The organism is Ornithinimicrobium murale (assembly GCF_003352835.1).
Classification (GTDB): Bacteria; Actinomycetota; Actinomycetes; order Actinomycetales; family Dermatophilaceae; genus Ornithinicoccus; species Ornithinicoccus muralis.
Window position 1 is genome coordinate 1 of the sequence record NZ_QLVD01000010.1, and the last position, 19,815, is coordinate 19,815.

Here is a 19,815-nt window from a genome sequence, read left to right on the forward strand (position 1 = left end):
ACCAGAACACACCACACACCCACAAAGAATGCGCACCATGCCCCAGGACAGGGTAAAAATTGGCATCGATTACTGACACGCTGTTGAGTTCTCAAAGATCGGACACACACCACCCACCGACAAACCATTCCAGTCTGCACAGCGTTTGGGGCAACCTGACTACTGTACCACCTTCCGACGCACTCAGTGCAACCGGCTTGTGCAGCGAACTGCGGCCGGCTTCGGCGTGATGGTGTGCCATGCTCCTGCGGGACCGGCCACTCCGGTGAACCGGGTGTCCGTGCCTCCCTGCTGGGCTGGCGAAGGACAACATTAGGTCAGCTCTCCCGGCAAACGCAAATCCGCTGGTCAGCGGCCCGTAGCAGCTCCCTTTGGGCGACTGTCAGGCCATCGCGCGTCGTGCGGCAGCCAGGTTCTTCCGTCCGCGCCGCAGGAGCGCGATGCTTCCATGGAGGAAGGTGTCCTCCCCCAGCACGTGCTCGACATCGCTGACCTTGATGTTGTTGATGCTCACCCCGCCCTCGCCCACCAGGCGCCGGGCGGCTCCCTTGCTCTCCGCCAGTCCCGTGGCCACGAGGGCATCGACGACGTTGGCGCCCACGGGAACCTCGCCTCCGGGCAGCTCGGCGGTGGCATCCGCCAGCGTCTGGGCATCGATCTCGGCCGGCTCGCCCTTGCCGAAGAGCACCTGGCTCGCGGCCTGCACCTGGGCCGTCGCCTCCGCGCCGTGCACCAGTGTCGTGACATCGGCCGCGAGCACCTTGTGTGCCTCCCTCAGGTGTGGACGCTCCTGGGTGGAGTGCTCCAGCTCCTCGATCTCCTCCCGGGTCCGTGCGGTGAAGACCTTGAGCAGTTTGGCGACCTCGGAGTCCGCGACGTTGATCCAGTACTGGTAGAACGCGTAGGGACTGGTCATGTCCGCGGACAGCCAGACGGCGTTGCCCTCGGACTTGCCGTACTTCTGGCCGTTCTCGTCAGTCAGCAGGGGCGTCGTCATGACGTGGACGCTCTCCCCCTCGACCCGGTGGACCAGGTCGACTCCGGCGGTGAGATTGCCCCACTGGTCCTGGCCGCCGGTCTGCAGGGCGCAACCGTGCTCCCGGAACAGGTGCAGGTAGTCCAGCGCCTGCAGGATCTGGTAGCTGAACTCGGTGTAGCTGATGCCCGCGTCGCTCTGCAGGCGGGCCGCCACGGCATCCTTGCGGATCATCTGGTTCACCCGGAAGTGCTGCCCGATGTCCCGCAGGAAGTCCAGCGCGGACAACGGTGCGGTCCAGTCGAGGTTGTCCACCAGGAGCGCGGGGTTGTCCCCCTCGAACTCCACGAAGGGCTTCACCAGCGCCTTGATCCGCGCGACGTTGGCGGCGGTCTGCTCCTTGGTCTTCAGACCACGTTCGCTCGTGGGCTTCGGGTCGCCGATCTGCCCCGTGGAGCCCCCGACCAGGACGATGACCCGGTGCCCGGCCTGTTGCAGGTGCCGCAGCATCACCAGTTGGACGAGGTTGCCGAAGTGCAGCGACGGAGCCGTTGGGTCGAAGCCGCAGTAGACCGTGATCGGACCGTCGGCCAGCGCCTCGCGCAGGGCGGTCTCGTCGGTGGTCTGGGCCACCAGGCCCCGCCACTGCAGTTCCTCGAAGATGTCGCTCACGTCTACCTCAGGTCTCTCGCTCGGATGTGCTGGTTCAGCCTGCACCATTGTCCACCGACTGCACCAGAGGGTGAGCACCCACTGCCCACGTGGCTCCGCGACGCGGCTGGAGGAGCGGTATGCCGAGGGGCGGGCTCGGCGGGCCAGGTGCGTGGCCGAGGTGCGGGTTCGGCGGGCCAGGTGCGTGGCCGAAGTGCGGGTTCGGCTGGTCAGGGTCCTGTTGCCGGGTGACCGACCGCCCTGGATGACCGTCGCCGCTCTCCCCTCAGGTGCGAGACCGCAGGGGCGCGGCAGGGCGATAGACCGACACGGTCGGGTCCCCGTCCAACCAGAACCGCCAGGGATACGCAGCGCCGTCCCCACCGGGACCGCGCAGCCCGACCCTTGGGCCGGTGCGGATCACGGGGCGTGCCCGCTCGGAGCCATCACCCGGCCCGGTCTCCGGGCCGCGCAGCGCGATCGCCGCACCGCCCAGCAGGTCCGCGCCGTAGTCGGCCAGGCTCAGCCCGAGGGCCCGGGCCAACCGGGCCGGCCCCCGTGCGAGGTCCCGGTCGGTCGGGACCCGTCCCGTCCGTGCCGACGTGCGACGTTCCCGGGCCAGGTCCCGTCCCCGGATCACCTCACCGGCCCGCAACAGGACCGCCTGGGCCTCGCCGTCCGGACCGCACACCACGTTGGCGCACGTGTGCATGCCATAGGTGAAGTAGACGTAGAGGTGCCCCGCGTCACCGAACATGACCCTGTTGCGGTCGGTCGCCCCGCGAAAGGCGTGGGACCCGGGGTCCTGAGCGCCGGCATACGCCTCCACCTCGGTCAGCCGCACCGCGACGTCCCCGTGCTCAAGCACCGTCCCCAGCAGGTCCGGGGCAACCTCCAGCGCAGGGCGGGTGAGCGAGTCGCGGGTGAGCACGCTCAGTCGATGATCCGCGGGAGGTCGGTGACCCAGTGTCGCGCCAGCGCGATCTGCTTCAGCAGGTGGGTGCGCTGCGTGCTCACGCGGGCGGGGGCGGTCCCGCCGCGGGCATCGCGGGAGCCGATCGACCCGGCGACCGTCAGGACCGACCGCACCCCGGGCGTGAGGTGCTCGCTGATCGCGGACAGGTCGGTGTCGGACAGCTCGTGCAGCCCGATGCCACGCCCCTCACAGACCCGCACGCACTCTCCGGCGACCTCGTGCGCGATCCGGAAGGGCACCCCTTCGCGCACCAGCCACTCGGCGACGTCCGTGGCCAGCGAGAACCCCTGCGGTGCCAGCTCCTCGAGCCGCTCGGGGTGGAAGGTCAGGGTCTCGACCATGCCGCTGACGGCCGGGAGCAGCACGTCGAGGGTGTCGATCTGGTCGAAGACCGGCTCCTTGTCCTCCTGCAGGTCACGGTTGTAGGCCAGCGGCAGCCCCTTGAGCGTCGCCAGCAGCCCCGTCAGGTCACCGATCAACCGACCGGCCTTGCCACGAGCCAGCTCGGCCACGTCGGGGTTCTTCTTCTGCGGCATGATGCTGGAGCCGGTGGAGTAGGCGTCATCCAGCGTGACGAACCCGAACTCCGCGGTCGCCCAGAGGATCACTTCCTCGGCGAGACGCGAGATGTCGACCGCGATCATCGCCATCACGAAGGCGAACTCGGCCGCGAAGTCGCGGCTCGCGGTGCCGTCGATGGAGTTCTCCACCGAGGTGGCCATGCCCAGGTCCTGAGCCACGGCCTCGGGGTCCAGTCCCAGCGAGGACCCGGCCAGCGCCCCGGATCCGTAGGGTGAGAAGCCCGCCCGCTTGTCCCAGTCCTGCAACCGCTCGATGTCGCGCAGCAGGGGCCAGGCGTGCGCCTGCAGGTGGTGGGCCAGGAGCACCGGCTGTGCGTGCTGCAGGTGGGTCCGGCCGGGCATGGCGACCTCGGGGTGCCGTGCCGCCTGGCCGACCAGTGCCTCCGCGACCGCCAGCACCTTGTCACCGATGAGGCGGGCGTGCTCGCGCAGATACATCCGGAAGAGGGTGGCGACCTGGTCGTTCCGGGAGCGCCCGGCCCGCAACCGACCGCCCACGTCGGGGCCGACCCGCTCGATCAAGCCTCGCTCCAACGCCGTGTGCACGTCCTCGTCGTCCGGGGCCGGCAGGAAGTCACCGGACTCGACGTCGGCCAGCAGCCGAGCAAGCCCCTCGAGCATGATCTCGGCATCGTCCTCGCTCAGGAGTCCGGCCCCCAGCAGGACCCGGGTGTGCGCACGGGAACCGGCGATGTCATAGGGCGCCAGGCGCCAGTCGAAGTGGGTCGAGCGAGACAGCTCGGTCAGGGCGTCGGCTGGGCCGCCGGCAAAGCGGCCGCCCCAGAGGCTCACGGTCATGGCTCCATTGTGTCTGGTGGGCGGGTCGGTGGTCTGCAGTGGTCTGTCCGGGGTGCGCCAGCGCGCCCTTTCGCGGGTCGTGTGTCCGGACCGTAGGTCCGGTCAGCACGTGCGTCGGGCTAGCGCGGGAGCCGCGCCCGCGCCTGCCGCCGACTGGTCAGTGCTCGCCGTCGGCTGCCTGGCCGGCCAGGGCCAGGAAGCGCGTCGCGACCCGCTCCCCACCCTGCGGATCGAGGGTGATGACCAGGATCGTGTCGTCTCCGGCGATGCTGCCCAGCACGTCGGGGTTGTCGCTGCGGTCGATCGCCGAGGCGAGATACTGCGCAGCCCCCGGAGGCGTCCGCAGCACCGCCTGGTTGCCGGTCGCGCGGGCCGAGACCAGCAGCTCCTCACACAGGCGGGCCAGGCGGGTGCCGTCCTCCGCCGAGGCCGGCCGCAGCGTCTGGTCCCCGCCCTGGGCCGGCACGGCGTAGACCTGTCCGCGTCCCTTGCGCACCTTGACCGCGCCCAGTTCGAGCAGGTCCCGGGACAGCGTCGCCTGGGTGATGCTGATGCCGTCCCGCGCGAGGTGTTCCAGCAGGTCGGACTGTGAAGCGATGGAGTGACGTTCCAGGACGTGGACGATCCGTTGGTGGCGCGCGGCGCGGGTGGTCGGGATCCCCCCGGCAGGCAACTCTGCAGTGCTCACCCGCACAACTATACAGTTTCATGCATAGTCATGCGGGCGACCTCCGACCTAGGTGGCCCACCGCTCACGCAGCCAGGCCGCCACCGCGACCCCCTGGGCGCGTTGGAACGCACGCAGGGTGGGCAGACCCGTCGGTGCCGGGAGGCGCGCCATGTGCAGGAAGTAGCCCAGCAGCCCGGTCAGGACGGCGTCGATGTCCTCCTCGCTCGCGCCCAGGTCCATCAACTGCCCCTCGTATGCCGTGGGGTCGGGTCCTCCGAGCAGGCGCCCGTTGAGCAGCAGGACCAGGGTGTCGAACCAGGCCGCGCCACGAGTGGCCCACGGCCAGTCCACCACGCGCACCTGGCCGGTCGCTGTGACCAGGAGGTTGTCCGCCCGGATGTCGGTGTGCGCCAGGTAGTCCCCGCGCAGGCGGTCTGGCGCGTCGAGGGCGCGATCGGCCAGGCTGTGCAGGTTGTCGCCCACCCACAGGTCGAGGTCCGCGGGTGGGTCGGCCAGGAGGTGCGGCCAGCGGGACAGATCACGGGCCAGGTCCACCTCCAGACGGGGCAGAGCGACACCCTCGGGTAGAGGGCGCTCCACCAGGGCGCGCAGCGCCTCCAGGGTGGCGGCGACCTCGCCCGCCACCCACGGTGTGTGCGGGTGCCGGCCGGCGATGTCCTCCACCAGCAGGCCGACCCAGCGCTCCCCCTCCACGCGCTCGTCGAAGGATGCCAGGAGGACCGGCGCCTCGGCATACCCCGGCAGTTGGTCCAGCACTGCGATCTCCCGGGCAATCAGGTCCGGGGTGTGCGGATTGAGCCGCTCACCGGCCGCCTTGACGAACGCCGAGCCGCGCTCACCGTGCACCCGGTCAGCCGTGCCGGGCGAGAAGCCGCCCTGCTGCGGCAGCACCTCGATGACCGGCCCGACCTGGCCGGTCACCCAGGCGCGCACCTGCTCGGGCAGGTCCGCCCAGGTGATTCGCACTCCATGGGACCTGATCGGCTCGGTGGTCTCGGACATGGGCGCACGCTAACAAGCACCCATCACCGGGCTGGGAGGCAGACGGCGGCAGGTCGCGGGACGACCTCAGCGAGTAAGTCAGGCCAGCGGGTCGTCCTCGCCCCAGGGCCGGAGGCGGAGCATCCGCTCCCCCTCGCCGAGGCCCTGGGCCGACTTCTGGCGCAGCACGTCGAGGTCGTCGGCGCCGGCACGCACCATGCGGCCGGAGAAGCCGTCCAGCTCGCCGTCGGCGATGGCCAGCGCGAGCGCGGTCAGGTCTGTGGGGCTGGTCCACTCGGTGCGGTTCCGGTGCATCTGCATGCTGTGCGTCATGTCGGTCTCGATGACGCCGGGCGCCAGGTCGAACGCCAGGATGCCGTGCTCGGCGCCGGCCAGCGCGACGCCGCCGGTCAACCGGGCCAGCGCGGACTTGCTCGCGTGGTAGGCGGTGAGGACGTCGCTCTCCCGGGTCCCGGACCCGCTGTTCAGGTTGATCACCCGACCACCGCCGGCAGCGATCATGTGCGGCACCACGGCCCGGGTGACCAGGAACGGCCCACGCACGTTGGTCTCCAGCACCTGCCACCACCGCTCGGGATCGGCCTCCCACAACGGCAGCTCAGGCTCCACCAGGCCAGCGTTGTTGACCAGCAGGTCGATCCGGCCGTGCTCGGCGATCGCCGCCTCGACGACTGACTGCACCGCCGCCTCATCGGTCACGTCGCAGGCGGTCGTGGGAACGCCGCTCGGGTCGTCGTCTCCGCTGCGGGACAGGCCGACGACCTGCCAGCCAGCGTCGCGCAGGGCGTCGGCCAGGATGGCACCGATGCCTCGCGAGGCACCGGTGACCAGGGCGACCCTCGGCATACTCATCGCTGCACCGCGCCGTGGTCTGTGGCAGCTCGGGCAACGGCGGCGTCGCGGGCGGTGTTCACCTCCTCGGTCGTCAGGGTGCGGTCCGGTGCTCGGAAGAGCAGGTGGAACGCCAGGGACTGCTGGTCCTCCCCGATCTGGTCACCGCGATAGACGTCGAACAGCTGCACCGACTCGAGCAGGTCACCAGCACCGGCGCGGACCGACTCCTGCACGTCGCCGAAACTCACGCTGCGGGGGACGGTGAGGGCGATGTCGGACCCGGCTGGCGGGTGGTTCGACAGCGGCGCCCCCTGCGCACGGCGGTCGCTGGCCGCAATCAGCACGTCCAGGTCCAGCTCGGCGGCGACCGTGCGCTCGGGCACACCCAGGGCCTTGACGACCTTCGGGTGCAGCTCACCAGCCCAACCGACCGTCGTGCCGTCCGCCAGTGCCAGCTCGACACAACGGCCGGGGTGGAACGGCTCGCGCTCGGTCTGCAGCCGCTCGACCACGACGCCCACGGCGTCGCAGATCGCGTGCGCCCAGCCGACCATGTCGGTGACGTCGGTGGTCCGGCCCGGGCCCCACCAGCCGGCCCGTTCGCTGTGCCCGGCAGCCACCAGCGCCACATGCAGCGGCTGGTGCGGCACGGCCGCCCGGATCTCCTCCAGCACCGCGTCGTCCGGCTTGACGCCGACCCCCGGCACCGGGGCCTTGCGCGCCAGGTCGGGGTGGGTGACGGTGTCGATCTCGAACAGCGCCACGTCCTTGGCGCCACGGCCCAGGTTGCGACGCAGCGCATCCGGCAGCGTCTGGAGCAGTTCGGTGCGCATCAGCGGCGCCTCGTCCGACAACGGGTTGGCCAGCCGCACCGCGTGCCTGCGCTGGTCGTCGGCGGCCAAGCCCAGGTCGTCGAACCGGGAGTCGCCGACGAACGGGTAGGTGAGCACCTCGTCCAGCCCCTGCCCGGCCAGCGCCGCTGCGACGGTGCGACGCACCCGCTGGGCGTGCGTGAGGCCACGACCACCCGGCGCGGTCGGGAGCACCGACGGGATCTTGTCGTAGCCGTCGATCCGTGCCACCTCCTCGACCAGGTCGGGCCCGGTCAGGAGGTCGGGGCGCCAGGTGGGCGGGGTGACGGTGAGGATGCCGTCGGCGCCGGCGGTGACCGTGCACCCGATCGTCTCGAGCAGCTCACGCACGCGGTCGACGGTGTAGTCCACCCCCACGTAGCGGGTCGGCATCGACGGGTCGAAGGTGATCGGCTCAGGCTGGCTGACCTGCCCGGCGTCGGTGACCGCCGGATCGGCGGCGCCACCGCCGAGCTCCACCATGAGCTCGACCATGAGCTGAGCCGCCTGGGGGGCGAGCTCGGGGTCCACGCCGCGCTCGAAGCGCTTGGACGCCTCGCTGGAGAGCCGGTGCCGGCGGGAGGTGCGGGCCACCGTGCGCGGGTCGAAGTGCGCGGCCTCGATGAGCACGTCGGTCGTGCTCTCACTCACCTCGCTGGAGGCTCCACCCATGACGCCGGCCAGGCCCAGGACGGTCTCGCCACCGTCGGTGATGAGCAGGTCCTCCGGGTCCAGTGTCCGCTCGACGTCGTCCAGAGTCGTCAGCTTCTCCCCCGGTCGGGCGCGGCGCACCACGATCGGACCGGTGACCTTGGCCAGGTCGTAGGCGTGCGTGGGCTGACCGACGGCGAGCATCACGTAGTTGGAGACGTCGACGGCCAGGCTGATCGGGCGCATCCCGGCCTCGGTGAGGCGGGTCGCCATCCAGGCGGGTGTCTGCGCCTGCGGGTCGAGGCCGCGCACGATCCGGGTGACGAAGCGGTCGCAGCCCACGGCGCCGTCCAACGGCGCCTCGTCCTGCAGCTCGACAGGGAAGCCGTCGGGCGTCGCGGCCGGTGCCGTCAGCTCGCGCTCCTGGCCGTCGACCACTCGCACCAGGGCGGGGTCGCGGTAGGCGGCACCGGTGCTGTGGGAGTACTCCCGGGCAATGCCGCGCAGGCTGAAGCAGTAGCCGCGGTCCGGTGTCACGTTGACCTCGACGGTCTCCCGGTCCAGGCCGAGCAGCGGGATCGCGTCCTGCCCGGGCTGCAGCCCCTCGGCCCGAGCGCCGAGCCAGTCGGTGAGCACGATGATGCCGTCGTGGTCGGACCCCAGGCCCAGCTCGAGCGAGGAGCAGATCATGCCGGCGCTGACGTGGCCGTAGGTCTTGCGCGCCGAGATCTGGAAGTTCCCGGGCAGCACGCCACCGGGCAGGATCACCACCACCAGGTCGCCGGCCGCGAAGTTGTGCGCGCCGCACACGATGCCCTGCGGCTCGCCGGTGCCATTGGCCGCTCCGACGTCCACCTGGCACCAGTTGATCGTCTTGCCGTTCTTCTGCTCCTCGGGGGTCATCTCCAGGACGCGGCCGACCACGAGCGGGCCCTGCACGTCCCCGCCGTGCAGGCCCTCCTCCTCCAGGCCGACCCGCACCAGGTCAGCCGCCACCTGGGTGCCGGTCGTGCCGTCCGGCACCTCGGCATACTCCCTCAGCCAGTCAAGGGGAACCCGCATCAGATCTCCATCCCGAACTGCGCGTTGAAGCGCACGTCTCCCTCGATGATCTCCCGCATGTCGGCCAGGTGGTTGCGGAACATCAGCGACCGCTCCACCCCCATGCCGAACGCGAAGCCCTGGTAACGCTCCGGGTCGACCCCGCAGGCGCGCAGCACGTTGTGGTTGACCATGCCGCAGCCACCCCACTCGATCCAGCCGGTCCCGCCACATGTACGACATGGCGCGGCAGTCGGTAGTCCGCGGCAGACGAAGCACTGGAAGTCCATCTCGGCGCTGGGCTCGGTGAACGGGAAGTAGGCCGGACGCAGCCGTGTCTTCAGGCCCTCACCGAACAGTTCGCTCGCCAGGCGGTCCAGGGTGCCCCGCAGATGTGCCATGGTCAGGCCCTCGTCAACGGCCAGGCCCTCCATCTGGTGGAAGACCGGTGTGTGGGTCGCGTCCAGCTCGTCGGTGCGGAAGGTCTTGCCCGGCACCGCGACATAAAGAGGCGCGCCGCGCTCCAGCAGGGAGCGGGCCTGGCCGGGCGAGGTGTGCGTGCGCAGCACGATGCCCGCGTCGGCCGGGTCGACGAAGAAGGTGTCCTGCATCTGCCGGGCCGGGTGGTCCTTGTCGAAGTTGAGCGCGTCGAAGTTGAACCACTCGGCCTCGACCCCGGGGCCCTCGGCGATCTCCCAGCCCATGCCGACCATGACGTCGGCCATCCGCTCGGCAGTCAGCGTCAGCGGGTGGCGGTGTCCGAAGGGGCGGCGATCCGGCCGCACGGTCAGGTCCATCGCCTCCTCCACCAGAATCCGCTCGTCGCGCTCGGCCTCCAGCTCGGTCTGGCGGGTGGCCAGTGCCTGGTTGACCTGGCCCCGGGCCTGACCGACGCGCTTGCCGGCCTCGGCCTTGGCGCTGGGCGGCAGGGCTCCGATCTCGCGGTTCGCCAGGGCCAGCGGGCTCTTCTCGCCCGCGTGCGCAATGCGGGCTGCCTTGAGCTCCTCGAGGCTGGCCGCCGCGGTGATGGCAGCGAGGGCGTCGGTGACGTTCTCCTCAATCACCGCAGGGTCGAGGGCGCTCACCTCGACGGGGTCATAGTTCGTGTTGGGTCCGGACACGCGCCCGAGTCTAAGTCGGCCGGCGTCGCCGCGACGAAAGGGTTGCCGCGACCTCGTCCCGGGCCGGCGCCGGGGCACGTGCCCAGTCCTGCTCGCCTGCCCGGGTTCTACCCAGCACACCGCTCGGCACATCACGGGTAGTTCCCGTGCTCGTGCCACGGTCAAGAGGCAGCGGGCGGCCGGGGCGAACTGTGCCGAGCGCTCACTCTGCGGGTTGACGCGCAGGTGCGCGAGGCGTTGGACCTGTCAGCGGGCAGCGGAGGAGGAGGCGTGCAGACACACGGTCGCGGCCATCGCCAGGTTCAGCGACTCCGCGCGCACGATCGGGATCGACACGACGTCGTCGCACAGGTCACGAACCTCCGCCTCCAGCCCCCAGGCCTCGTTGCCCATGACCCAAGCGTGCGGCACGGACAGGTCGACGTCCGGCAGGGAGGTCTGGCCCGAGCCGTCGGCAGCCAGCACTCGCAGGCCGGCGGCACGACAGGCCGCCAGCACCTCGGGCACGGGCGTCCCGACACTGATCGGCAGGTGGAACAGCGACCCCACCGTGGAGCGCACCACCTTGGGGTTGTAGATGTCGACGCTGGCGTCGCTCACCAGGACGGCGGCCGCCCCGAAGGCGTCGGCAGCGCGCAGGACGGTGCCCGCGTTGCCGGGATCACGCACGTTGGTGAGCACAACCACGAAGCCGTTCCCGACGGAGGCCAGAGCGTCGGCGAGGGGCACGTCGACCGGCTCGGCAACGGCGATCATGCCCTGCGGGTGCGGGGTGTCGGTCATGGCTGCCAGCACCTCATCGGTGCACAGCCGCACCGCCACCTGAGCCGCCCCGGCCAGCTCGACGATGTCCGTATGCCGCTCGGTGGCCGAGGCGGTGAGGTACAGGTCTCGGGCGGCGTGGCCGGCATACGACAACAGCTCGCGGACGGCCTGCGGTCCCTCCACGGCGAACCGGCCAGTCCGCGCCCGGACAGCACGACGGCCCAGGGACCGGACCGACCTGACCCGGTCGCTGCGAGGGTTGCTCAGCAACGAGGAGTCGGCGGTCACGGTGCCCTGGGCCGACGAAGTGGTGCGGTCGCTCAGGCGGCGGAGGTGTCGCCGGAGGCGGCGTTCTCAGCCTGCGCCGGGACGTTGGCCTTGGCGATCTCGACGAGCGCGGTGAAGGCGGCCTCGTCGTGCACGGCCAGCTCGGCCAGCATGCGGCGGTCGACCTCGACCTCCGCGGCCTTCAGGCCCTGGATGAACCGGTTGTAGGTCATGCCGTTGGCGCGGGCCGCGGCGTTGATGCGCTGGATCCAGAGGCGACGGAAGTCACCCTTGCGGGCGCGACGGTCACGGTAGTTGTAGACCAGCGAGTGGGTGACCTGCTCCTTGGCCTTGCGGTAGAGGCGGGACCGCTGGCCCCGGTATCCGCTGGCGCGCTCGAGGGTAACCCGGCGCTTCTTGTGGGCGTTGACCGCCCGCTTCACGCGTGCCACGTGAGTACTCCTTTAAGTAGTTGGGTGCTGGCTCAGCGGCCGAGCAGCTTCTTGGCGGTCTTCTCGTCCGGCGCGGACAGGACCTTGTCGTTGGCCAGACGGCGGGCCGCGGTGGCGGTGCGCTCCTGGAACTTGTGGACGTGGCGGGCGCGCTGGTGCATGACCTTGCCCGTCCCGGTCACCCGGAAGCGCTTCTTGGCGCCGCTGTGCGTCTTCATCTTCGGCATGTGCCGACTCCTCATTGCTCGATGCAGCCCGGTCGGGCCGCGTGCTTGCGTGGAAACTCCTGGTGCTGCTGACTCAGCTGGCGGTGCTCTGAGTGTCCTGCGGCGACTCGGCGGCCTCGCCGGTGTCGCTCTCGGACGCCTCGGCCGCCGCAGAGGCAGCCTTCTCGGCACGCTTCTCGTTGCGCACGGCCGTCTTCTTCTTGGCCGGACCGAGCACCATCACCATGTTGCGGCCGTCCTGCTTGGGTGCGCTCTCGACGAACCCGAGCTCGACCACATCCTCGGCCAGCTTCTGCAGCAGCCGGAAGCCCAGCTCGGGCCGCGACTGCTCGCGGCCACGGAACATGATCGTCACCTTGACCTTGTCGCCACCCTTGAGGAAGCGCACGACGTGACCCTTCTTGGTCTCATAGTCGTGGCTGTCGATCTTCGGGCGGAGCTTGATCTCCTTGATGATCGTGTTGACCTGGTTCTTCCGTGCCTCACGGGCCTTCACGGCGGCTTCGTACTTGTACTTGCCAAAGTCCATGAGCTTGGCCACCGGCGGTCGCGCCATGGGGGCCACCTCGACCAGGTCGAGGTCTGCTTCGGCGGCGAGGCGGAGCGCGTCCTCGACGCGCACGATCCCCACCTGCTCACCGTTTGGGCCAACCAACCGCACTTCCGGGACCCGGATGCGGTCGTTGATTCGAGGCTCGCTGATTGCCTACTCCTTCGTTCAGGTCAGTGGACACCACCCGCACACAAGAAGAGGCCCCTCGGCACGGGTGCACGAGAGGCCTGGAGTTCCGCCAAAGACCAAGGCGTATGCCGATGGGTCACCCCACCAACTGCCTCACCCTCACGGGTGGCGGACCAGTGACCCGGCAACCCAACAGGTCGACGCGGGTGGAAGCTCAAGGCCTCACTTGCACAGTGTCCCGTGGGCTTCAGCGCGAACGCTGCAACACCGTGGAACACCTGGATGCGTCCATGGTAGCAGGGTTGGGCCACACCCTTCGCATCGCGCGCGTGCTCGAGAACACCCCCGGTACGTTGAGACGTCCCGGTGCTTGGAGAGCTGTCCCGGCTCAACCCGCCGAGATCGTGAAGGCCAGGGCGTCGATGCGGGCGCGGACCTCGCCATCGACGGCGATGCGCTCACCCACCCGTTGGGCGACCTGCTGCAGGTCCTCGGCCGTCAGGCCCGGGTGCAGCGCCAGGTCGACCCGCAGGGCTCCGCCGTGCCCGCCGGCGAGGGCGACGCGCACCACGGACGGTTCCTCGGCGACGGCCGCCTCGGCGGCTGCCCGCACCTGCGGGTCGCGGTGCGCAGGCGCCCACGGGCGGCCCATCGCCAGTGCCCAGACCATCGAGCCCCGCAGCACCCCGTAGCTGGGCGCCCCGACATCGAGCACAACCTCGTGGCACCCCTCCTGGACTGCGGCCTGAGCTGCCCGCTGGGCGGTCACCGGCACGGGGCGGGCGCTGGCGTCCCAGCCGCCAAGGGTTTGCAGGCTCGTGAAGGCAGGCAGGGCCTTGCGCCCGTCCGGCGCGGTCAGCGTGACCGCCGCCATGTCGCTGGTGGCATCGCTGACCAGGCGGTTGACCTCGGTCGTCTCGCCGGCGACGGCGACCACGGGCACGAGCAGACGCGCGGCAGCGACCAGCTCCACCAAGCGGGTGTCTGAGTCGAAGGCTCCCTCTAGGGCCGCATCCTGGCCTGCGCCAGGCGGTGCCGCGCCTGAGGGTGCCGCGCTCGCGGGTGCCGCGCCGGGACCCTGGTTCGCTGCCCCAGCGGCTCTGCTCGTGAGCAGCGCCAGCAGGTCGGCATCAGCCGTGCCGGTGTCACCGTCGAAGCCGGTGCTGGTGAGTTGCCGGCCTGCCCACGGGGTGCCGCCGGTGTCGGTGCCCGCGGCGGGGTCGTGACCGGTGAAGCGGCGCTGGACCTGCCCGGCGTCCTCGCGGTCCGGGATGTCCCCCCGGGAGCGATCGGCCTCCGGGCTCGAGCCCTCATGCTCAGTCATGCTCGTCTCCTCCATCCGGCCCCGCCGCGACGTCCAGGGCCTCGGCCAGCGTGAACGCCCCTTGATAAAGCGCGGCGCCGAGGACCACGCCACTGACGCCGACGCGAGCCAGTGACCGCAGCCGGGCAAGATCCTCCAGAGAGGCCACGCCTCCTGAGGCGATCACCTCACCATCCACACGCTCGGCGACATAGCGGAACAGGTGGTCATCGGCCCCGTGCAGGCTGCCGTCGCGCGAGGCGTCCGCCACGACGTAGGTCCGGCAGCCCGTGCCGTCCAGGTCGGCGAGCACGTCATCCAACGTGCCCAGCCTGGCCTCACTCCCCCGTGCCACCACCTCGTGACCGCGCACGTCGATGCCGACCGCGATCCGCTCACCGTGCTCGCGCACCACCTGCCGGACCCAGCCCCGGTCACGCAGCGCCGTGCTGGCCAGGTTGACGCGTGCTGCACCGGTCGCCAGGGCCAGCGCCAGGGAAGCATCGTCGGCGATGCCACCAGAGACCTGCACCGGCACAGGCTGCGCCGCGACCAACTCGGCGATGAGTCCGGCATTGTCACCACGTCCGAAGGCTCTATCCAGGTCGACCAGGTGCAGCCAACGCGCACCGGCGGCGGTCCAGCCGCTGGCCACCCGGGCCGGGTCATCCTCGCCGTCGCCGACGACCTGACTGGCTCGACCGCCTGCGATGTCGACGGCGGGCAACAACGTCAGCGGGGTGTTCACGCCTCCAGCTCCTGACGCAGGGTGACCGCATCCCGGACGGCGTCTCTGAAGTAGCCGACCTCCCGGGGCGCCGGCAGCACCGACGTCGCGCCTGGCAGGTCTGCGACCCCGCTGGCGTCCACCAGGAGGCGGGCACCGGGCAGCTCCAGGACGGCCACCACCGCCGCCAGCAACCGGTCGGGCTGGACATAGAGCTCGTGCAGGATCTCGACGAGCTCGCTGCGGTGGCCGCCCCCGGCGACGCGCTGCAGGGTCACCGGGCCGGCGACCGGGAGGTCGGGGGGCGTGACGATGCCCCGCTCGGGCTCCCAGACCACCCACCGGATGCCACGTCGACCGCGGGTCTGCACGGTGATGACAGCACGACCCTGCACGACCCAGAACCCCAGGGCCGGCCCCAACTTGCGCGGGACGTGTCGGCCAGCGAGCAACAGGGCACCATCGGTGTAGGGCGGCTCAGCGAACGACTCCTCCTCGGGCAGGACGGCTGTCCAGCCCTCCAGCGGGACGACGGCTGCCGGCACGACTCCCCGGCGCACCCAGGCCGAGACCGCCGGCAGGTCCCCGCGCACCAGCAGCAGTCCAGAGCGCTCACCCCCGACGGCAGGACGGGGACGGGTGCTCACCGTTCCATCCTACGAAGGAGGAGCGCCGAGGAACGACTCCCACGCACGGCCACCATCCCCGACGTATGCGGACCGGTCACCGGGGGTGCGGCCGCTGTCCTCCGGGTCGGGTCGGCTCACTCGCCCGTGGACTCAGCCCCTGGTCGTGTCCCAACGGCCCGCCGTACAGCAGTTGCTCCACCACGTGCCGACAGCGACGGGCGCTGCGTCGCCACTCATCAGCGAGGTCGGCGCCGTGCCCGGGCGGGCGCCCGGCGATCCGGGAGACCCCCTCGGCCTCGCGGCTGTCGCTGGGGACCGAGTCGACCGGCCGACCGCGCCAGAGCACCCCGGCATCCCGCAGCCGTGAGGCCAGGGTCCAGGCCCGGCGCAGCACCGAGGCGTCCTCCTCGGAGATGAGCCGCGCCTCGACCGCGGCGTGCAGGGCCGCGAGCGTGCCCGTCGTGCGCAGCCCCTCGTGCTGGTGTGCGTGCTGGAGCTGGTTGAGCTGGACGACCCACTCGACATCGGTCAGACCGCCCAGGCCGAGCTTGAAGTGGGTGCGGGGGTCAGCCCCACGCGGCAACCGCTCGCCCTCCATCCGGGCCTTCAGGCGCCGGATGTCGCGGACCGCTGCAGCGTCGATGCCGCCCTCCGGCCACCGCAGCGGCTCGATCAACGCGGTGAAGCGGGCGGCCAGGTCCTCGTCGCCGGCGACAGCACGGGCACGCAGCAGCGCCTGGGACTCCCAGCCGGCTGACCAGCGCTCGTAGTAGGAGGCGTAGGACTCCAGGCTGCGGACCAGCGGGCCGGACTTGCCCTCCGGCCGCAGACCGGCGTCGAGCTCCAGCACGGGGTCGGGCCCGCTGCCCGAGAGCCCCTTGCGCAGGCGCGTGATGATGTCGGCCGCCTGCTCCGCCGCGGCCGCCGAGTCCTCGACCGGTTCATAGACATAGAGCACGTCGGCATCACTGGAGTAGCCCACCTCGCGCCCACCGAGTCGGCCCAGGCCCATGATCAGCATGCGGGCAGCCGGCTCCCCCTCGCCGACGACGGACCGGGTGGCGACCCTCAGGGCGGCCGCGAGCAACTCATCAGTCAACTCGGTCAACGCAGCCCGCAGGGCGGGCTGGTCGATCTCCCCGACCAGGTCGGCCAGCACCAGCCGGAGCAGTTCCTTGGCCCGCACGGCCCGGATGCCGGTGAAGGCGTCATCCGGCTCAGCGTGGCGGTCGGCCGCGGCCACCATCCGGGCGCGCAGGATCTCCCGACCCACCGGCCGGAGGCCGGTCGCCTCACCCAGCAGGGAGACCGACTCGGGGGCCCTGATCAGCAGCTCCACGGCATACCGGCTGGTCGAGAGCACGTGAGCGAGGCGCTCGGCGGCGCTGCCCTCGTCGCGCAGCATCTTCAGATACCAGTGGGTGGTCCCGAGGGTGTCGCTGATCCGGCGGAAGGCCAGCAACCCGGCGTCAGGGTCGGCTCCGTCGGCGAACCAGCCGAGCATGACCGGCAGCAGGTGCCGCTGGATCGTGGCCCGCCGGGAGACGCCCTCGGTGAGTGACTCCAGGTGACGCATCGCACCGGCCGGGTCCCGAAAACCCAGGGCGCTGAGCCGTTCCCGTGCCGCCTCGGGCGAGAGTCGGACCTCGTCGCTGCTGAGCCTGGCCACGGCCGCGAGGAGCGGACGGTAGAACAGCCGCTCGTGCAGCCGGCGCACCTCACGCTGTTGCGCCCGCCACCGCTGCACGAGGCTGGCGGCCGCGTCGCGTCGCTCCCCCAGCGACCGTCCGAGCCGGCGCTGGTCACTCTCGGTGGAGGGCATGAGGTGGGTGCGACGCAGGCGATACAGCTGGATCCGGTGCTCCAGGACCCGCAGGAAGCGGTAGGCCTCGTCCAGCGCGTGGGCGTCGTCGCGCGCCACGTAGCCGCCGTCACGCAGCGCCGCGAGCGCCTCGAGGGTGGTCCCGGAGCGCAGCTCGGCATCCGTGCGTCCGTGCACCAGCTGCAGCAGCTGGACGCTGAACTCGATGTCCCGCAGGCCGCCGGGACCGAGCTTGAGCTGCCACGGTGCCTCCGCCGCGGGCACGTGCTCCTCGACCCGGCGCCGCATCGCCTGGACGTTCTCCACGAAGCCGTCGCGGGCGCTGGCCTCCCAGACCATCGGTTGCACCAGGTCCAGCCACTCCCGGGACAGCCCCGTGTCGCCGGCGGCGTGCCGCGCCTTCAGGAGCGCCTGGAACTCCCAGGTGCTGGCCCAGCGCGTGTAGTACTCCCGGTGTGAGTCCAGCGACCGGAGCAGTGGACCGTTCTTGCCCTCGGGTCGCAGTGCGGCATCCACCTGCCACAGCGTGCCCTCACCCGTGGACTGCCCGCAGATCCGCACGATGGCCGTGGCCAGCCGGGCGCCGATCGACACGGCCTCGTCGTATGCCGCGTGCTCGCCGGCCCCGTCCGCGTCCCCGGGGGCCCGGTGGTCGGGACCATCGTGGGCGGGGTCGTCACCGGAGTCGCCATCGGCGGCGTGGCCCAGGGGGGCGACGAGGAAGACGACGTCGACGTCGGAGACGTAGTTGAGCTCGCGACCTCCGGTCTTGCCCATCCCGATGACCGAGAAGCGCACCAGGTCGGCCCCCTCGGTCTCGGCACGGGCCAGCACCAGGGCGGCCTCCAGCGCCGCGCAGGCCAGGTCGGAGAGGGCGGCGGCGACAGCGGGCAGCAGGTCGGTGGGGTCCTCGGCGGTCAGGTCGGCTGCGGCGATCAGGAGCAGCTCGCGCCGGTAGGCCACCCGCAGCGCGTCCATGCCCTCGCGGTCGGTGTGCCCAGCGACGGCGGAGGTGAGGCGCTCGGTGAGCTCCTCGGGCGTCGGCAGCAGGCGGCCCCGCCCGAACGGTGCGGGGTCAGCGAGCACCTCCGTGTGCTCGGGGTGCCGGACCAGGTGGTCGGCCAGTGCCGTCGACCCACCCAGCACCGCGAGCACCCGGTCCCGGGCGGTGCCCGGCTCGGCGAGCACCGGGGCCGTGTCCGGGTCCTCCTCGACGAGGCGCACCATCCCGAGCAGGGCGCCGTCCGGGTCGGCCACGACCGAGAGGTCGCCGGTGAGCCGCTCGACGTCGGTGCCCCTCGGCATACTCTCGAGCAGCTCGGCCAGGAGTCGCTCGGCCCGCCGCGCGTCGGTGAACCCGGCGCGGACCAGGTGGCCGGGCAACGGCTGGGTGCTCACAGCCGGATCAGGTAGCGGTCCAGCTCGAAGGGCGTCACCTGGGCGCGGTAGTCGTGCCACTCCTGCCGCTTGTTGCGCAGGAAGAAGTCGAACATCGTCTCCCCGAGCGTCTCGGCGACCAGCTCGCTGGACTCCATCACGGCGATCGCCTCCGAGAGGGACTGGGGCAGCTCCTCGATGCCCATGGCGCGCCGCTCGCCGGGCGTCAGTGCCCAGACGTCGTCCTCGGCCTCCGGCGGCAGGTCGTAGCCCTCGCGCACCCCCTTCAGCCCCGCGGACAGGATCAATGCGTAGGCCAGGTAGGGGTTGCAGGCCGAGTCCAGCGACCGGATCTCGATGCGACGGCTGTGCCCCTTGCCGATGCTGTACATCGGCACCCGGACCAGCGCGCTGCGGTTGTTGTGGCCCCAGCAGACGTGCGCCGGTGCCTCACCGCCGCCCCAGATCCGCTTGTAGGAGTTGACCCACTGGTTGGTGACGGCCGTGATCTCCCGGGCGTGCCGGAGCACCCCCGCTGTGAACCGTCGCCCCGTCGTGCTGAGCTCGTAGTTGGCGCTCGGCTCGTAGAACGCGTTGCGGTCCCCCTCGAACAGCGAGACGTGGGTGTGCATCGCCGAGCCAGGATGGTCAGCCAGCGGCTTGGGCATGAACGAGGCGAACGCCCCGTGCTGCAGCGCGACCTCCCGGACGACCGTGCGGAAGGTCATGATGTTGTCCGCCATGGACAGGGCGTCGGCATACCGCAGGTCAATCTCGTTCTGGCCCGGCCCACCCTCGTGGTGACTGAACTCCACCGAGATCCCCATCTTCTCCAGCATGGTGATCGCGGCGCGCCGGAAGTCGTGGCCGTCCCCGCGGGCCACGTGGTCGAAGTAGCCGGCCTGGTCGATCGGGACCGGGCCCACGGAGGCGTCGTAGGGCTCCTTGAACAGGTAGAACTCGATCTCGGGATGGGTGTAGAAGGTGAAGCCGTCCTCGGCCGCCGAGTCCAGGGCCCTGCGCAGCACGTGCCGGGAGTCGCTGCCCGCCGGCGACCCGTCGGGCATCCGGATGTCGCAGAACATCCGGGCCGTGCCGGGGTTGTCCCCGCGCCACGGCAGCACGGTGAAGGTGCTCGCGTCGGGCTGGACGATCATGTCCGCCTCGTAGACCCGGGTGAAGCCCTCGATGGAGCTGCCGTCGATGCCGATGCCCTCCAGGAAGGCCTGCTCCAGCTCGGCCGGGGCGGCCGCCACCGACTTCAGCGCCCCCAGGACGTCGGTGAACCACAGCCGGACGAACTTGATGTCGCGTTCCTCGATGGTGCGAAGGACATACTCCTGCTGACGATCCATGGGCTCATCCTGCCGTATCGGACCGACGCTCCCCCT

17 protein-coding genes are annotated in these 19,815 nt (G+C 71.1%); all 17 read right to left on the reverse strand.

Annotation, left to right across the window (positions count from 1 at the left end):
* Nucleotides 1-382: 382 nt before the first annotated feature.
* The 17 genes from tyrS to DPQ65_RS03320 all read right to left on the reverse strand — a co-directional run bounded on the left by tyrS (nucleotide 383) and on the right by DPQ65_RS03320 (nucleotide 19,779).
* On the reverse strand, nucleotides 383-1,648 hold the full coding sequence (gene tyrS, locus DPQ65_RS03240) for a tyrosine--tRNA ligase (protein ID WP_114905955.1): 1,266 nt from the start codon (nucleotides 1,646-1,648) through the stop codon (nucleotides 383-385).
* A 265-nt stretch (nucleotides 1,649-1,913) separates the two neighbouring features.
* Nucleotides 1,914-2,564, reverse strand: a complete 651-nt coding sequence (locus DPQ65_RS03245) for a DNA-3-methyladenine glycosylase (RefSeq protein WP_114905956.1) — start codon at nucleotides 2,562-2,564, stop codon at nucleotides 1,914-1,916.
* Nucleotides 2,561-3,982, reverse strand: coding sequence for an argininosuccinate lyase (gene argH, locus DPQ65_RS03250; protein ID WP_114905957.1), 1,422 nt, complete (start codon nucleotides 3,980-3,982; stop codon nucleotides 2,561-2,563). The genes DPQ65_RS03245 and argH overlap by 4 nt, the downstream gene beginning before the upstream one ends.
* Before the next feature lie 157 nt (nucleotides 3,983-4,139).
* The gene (locus DPQ65_RS03255) at nucleotides 4,140-4,670 is read right to left on the reverse strand and encodes an arginine repressor (RefSeq protein WP_114906178.1); all 531 of its coding nucleotides are present in this window, start codon (nucleotides 4,668-4,670) and stop codon (nucleotides 4,140-4,142) included.
* A gap of 48 nt (nucleotides 4,671-4,718) precedes the next feature.
* On the reverse strand, nucleotides 4,719-5,675 hold the full coding sequence (locus DPQ65_RS03260; protein ID WP_114905958.1) for a phosphotransferase family protein: 957 nt from the start codon (nucleotides 5,673-5,675) through the stop codon (nucleotides 4,719-4,721).
* 78 nt (nucleotides 5,676-5,753) lie between these two features.
* Nucleotides 5,754-6,527, reverse strand: coding sequence for an SDR family NAD(P)-dependent oxidoreductase (locus DPQ65_RS03265; RefSeq protein ID WP_114905959.1), 774 nt, complete (start codon nucleotides 6,525-6,527; stop codon nucleotides 5,754-5,756).
* Nucleotides 6,524-9,073, reverse strand: coding sequence for a phenylalanine--tRNA ligase subunit beta (pheT, locus tag DPQ65_RS03270; protein WP_114905960.1), 2,550 nt, complete (start codon nucleotides 9,071-9,073; stop codon nucleotides 6,524-6,526). The genes DPQ65_RS03265 and pheT overlap by 4 nt, the downstream gene beginning before the upstream one ends.
* Nucleotides 9,073-10,173 carry a phenylalanine--tRNA ligase subunit alpha gene (pheS, locus tag DPQ65_RS03275; RefSeq protein ID WP_114905961.1) on the reverse strand — a complete coding sequence of 367 codons (1,101 nt, stop codon included), beginning with the start codon at nucleotides 10,171-10,173 and terminating at the stop codon, nucleotides 9,073-9,075. The genes pheT and pheS overlap by 1 nt, the downstream gene beginning before the upstream one ends.
* Before the next feature lie 246 nt (nucleotides 10,174-10,419).
* A complete protein-coding gene (locus DPQ65_RS03280; RefSeq protein WP_238146656.1) occupies nucleotides 10,420-11,226 on the reverse strand; it encodes a TrmH family RNA methyltransferase in 807 nt (268 codons plus the stop codon).
* A gap of 32 nt (nucleotides 11,227-11,258) precedes the next feature.
* Nucleotides 11,259-11,657 (reverse strand): 50S ribosomal protein L20, encoded by a 399-nt coding sequence (gene rplT / locus DPQ65_RS03285; RefSeq protein ID WP_114905962.1) that lies wholly within the window; start codon nucleotides 11,655-11,657, stop codon nucleotides 11,259-11,261.
* 32 nt (nucleotides 11,658-11,689) lie between these two features.
* The gene (gene rpmI, locus DPQ65_RS03290; protein WP_114905963.1) at nucleotides 11,690-11,884 is read right to left on the reverse strand and encodes a 50S ribosomal protein L35; all 195 of its coding nucleotides are present in this window, start codon (nucleotides 11,882-11,884) and stop codon (nucleotides 11,690-11,692) included.
* Between the two features lie 73 nt (nucleotides 11,885-11,957).
* Nucleotides 11,958-12,545, reverse strand: a complete 588-nt coding sequence (gene infC, locus DPQ65_RS03295) for a translation initiation factor IF-3 (protein ID WP_238146657.1) — start codon at nucleotides 12,543-12,545, stop codon at nucleotides 11,958-11,960.
* A gap of 409 nt (nucleotides 12,546-12,954) precedes the next feature.
* Entirely contained in the window at nucleotides 12,955-13,890 is a 936-nt protein-coding gene (locus DPQ65_RS03300) for an SseB family protein (RefSeq protein WP_114905965.1), read from the reverse strand.
* Nucleotides 13,883-14,617 (reverse strand): HisA/HisF-related TIM barrel protein, encoded by a 735-nt coding sequence (locus tag DPQ65_RS03305; protein WP_114905966.1) that lies wholly within the window; start codon nucleotides 14,615-14,617, stop codon nucleotides 13,883-13,885. The genes DPQ65_RS03300 and DPQ65_RS03305 overlap by 8 nt, the downstream gene beginning before the upstream one ends.
* Nucleotides 14,614-15,243, reverse strand: a complete 630-nt coding sequence (locus DPQ65_RS03310) for a hypothetical protein (RefSeq protein WP_114905967.1) — start codon at nucleotides 15,241-15,243, stop codon at nucleotides 14,614-14,616. Before DPQ65_RS03310 ends, DPQ65_RS03305 begins: the two co-directional genes overlap by 4 nt.
* A gap of 76 nt (nucleotides 15,244-15,319) precedes the next feature.
* A complete protein-coding gene (locus DPQ65_RS03315; RefSeq protein WP_114905968.1) occupies nucleotides 15,320-18,445 on the reverse strand; it encodes a bifunctional [glutamine synthetase] adenylyltransferase/[glutamine synthetase]-adenylyl-L-tyrosine phosphorylase in 3,126 nt (1,041 codons plus the stop codon).
* On the reverse strand, nucleotides 18,442-19,779 hold the full coding sequence (locus DPQ65_RS03320; RefSeq protein WP_114905969.1) for a glutamine synthetase family protein: 1,338 nt from the start codon (nucleotides 19,777-19,779) through the stop codon (nucleotides 18,442-18,444). The genes DPQ65_RS03315 and DPQ65_RS03320 overlap by 4 nt, the downstream gene beginning before the upstream one ends.
* Nucleotides 19,780-19,815 lie beyond the last annotated feature (36 nt).

Excerpts from the sequence above, each read along its gene's own strand:
- DPQ65_RS03320 (WP_114905969.1), bottom strand. The coding sequence starts at position 19,779 with ATGGATCGTCAGCAGGAGTATGTCCTTCGCACCATCGAGGAACGCGAC.
- pheT (WP_114905960.1), bottom strand. The coding sequence starts at position 9,073 with ATGCGGGTTCCCCTTGACTGGCTGAGGGAGTATGCCGAGGTGCCGGAC.
- DPQ65_RS03265 (WP_114905959.1), bottom strand. The coding sequence starts at position 6,527 with ATGAGTATGCCGAGGGTCGCCCTGGTCACCGGTGCCTCGCGAGGCATC.
- rpmI (WP_114905963.1), bottom strand. The coding sequence starts at position 11,884 with ATGCCGAAGATGAAGACGCACAGCGGCGCCAAGAAGCGCTTCCGGGTG.
- DPQ65_RS03300 (WP_114905965.1), bottom strand. The coding sequence starts at position 13,890 with ATGACTGAGCATGAGGGCTCGAGCCCGGAGGCCGATCGCTCCCGGGGG.
- argH (WP_114905957.1), bottom strand. The coding sequence starts at position 3,982 with ATGACCGTGAGCCTCTGGGGCGGCCGCTTTGCCGGCGGCCCAGCCGAC.
- DPQ65_RS03260 (WP_114905958.1), bottom strand. The coding sequence starts at position 5,675 with ATGTCCGAGACCACCGAGCCGATCAGGTCCCATGGAGTGCGAATCACC.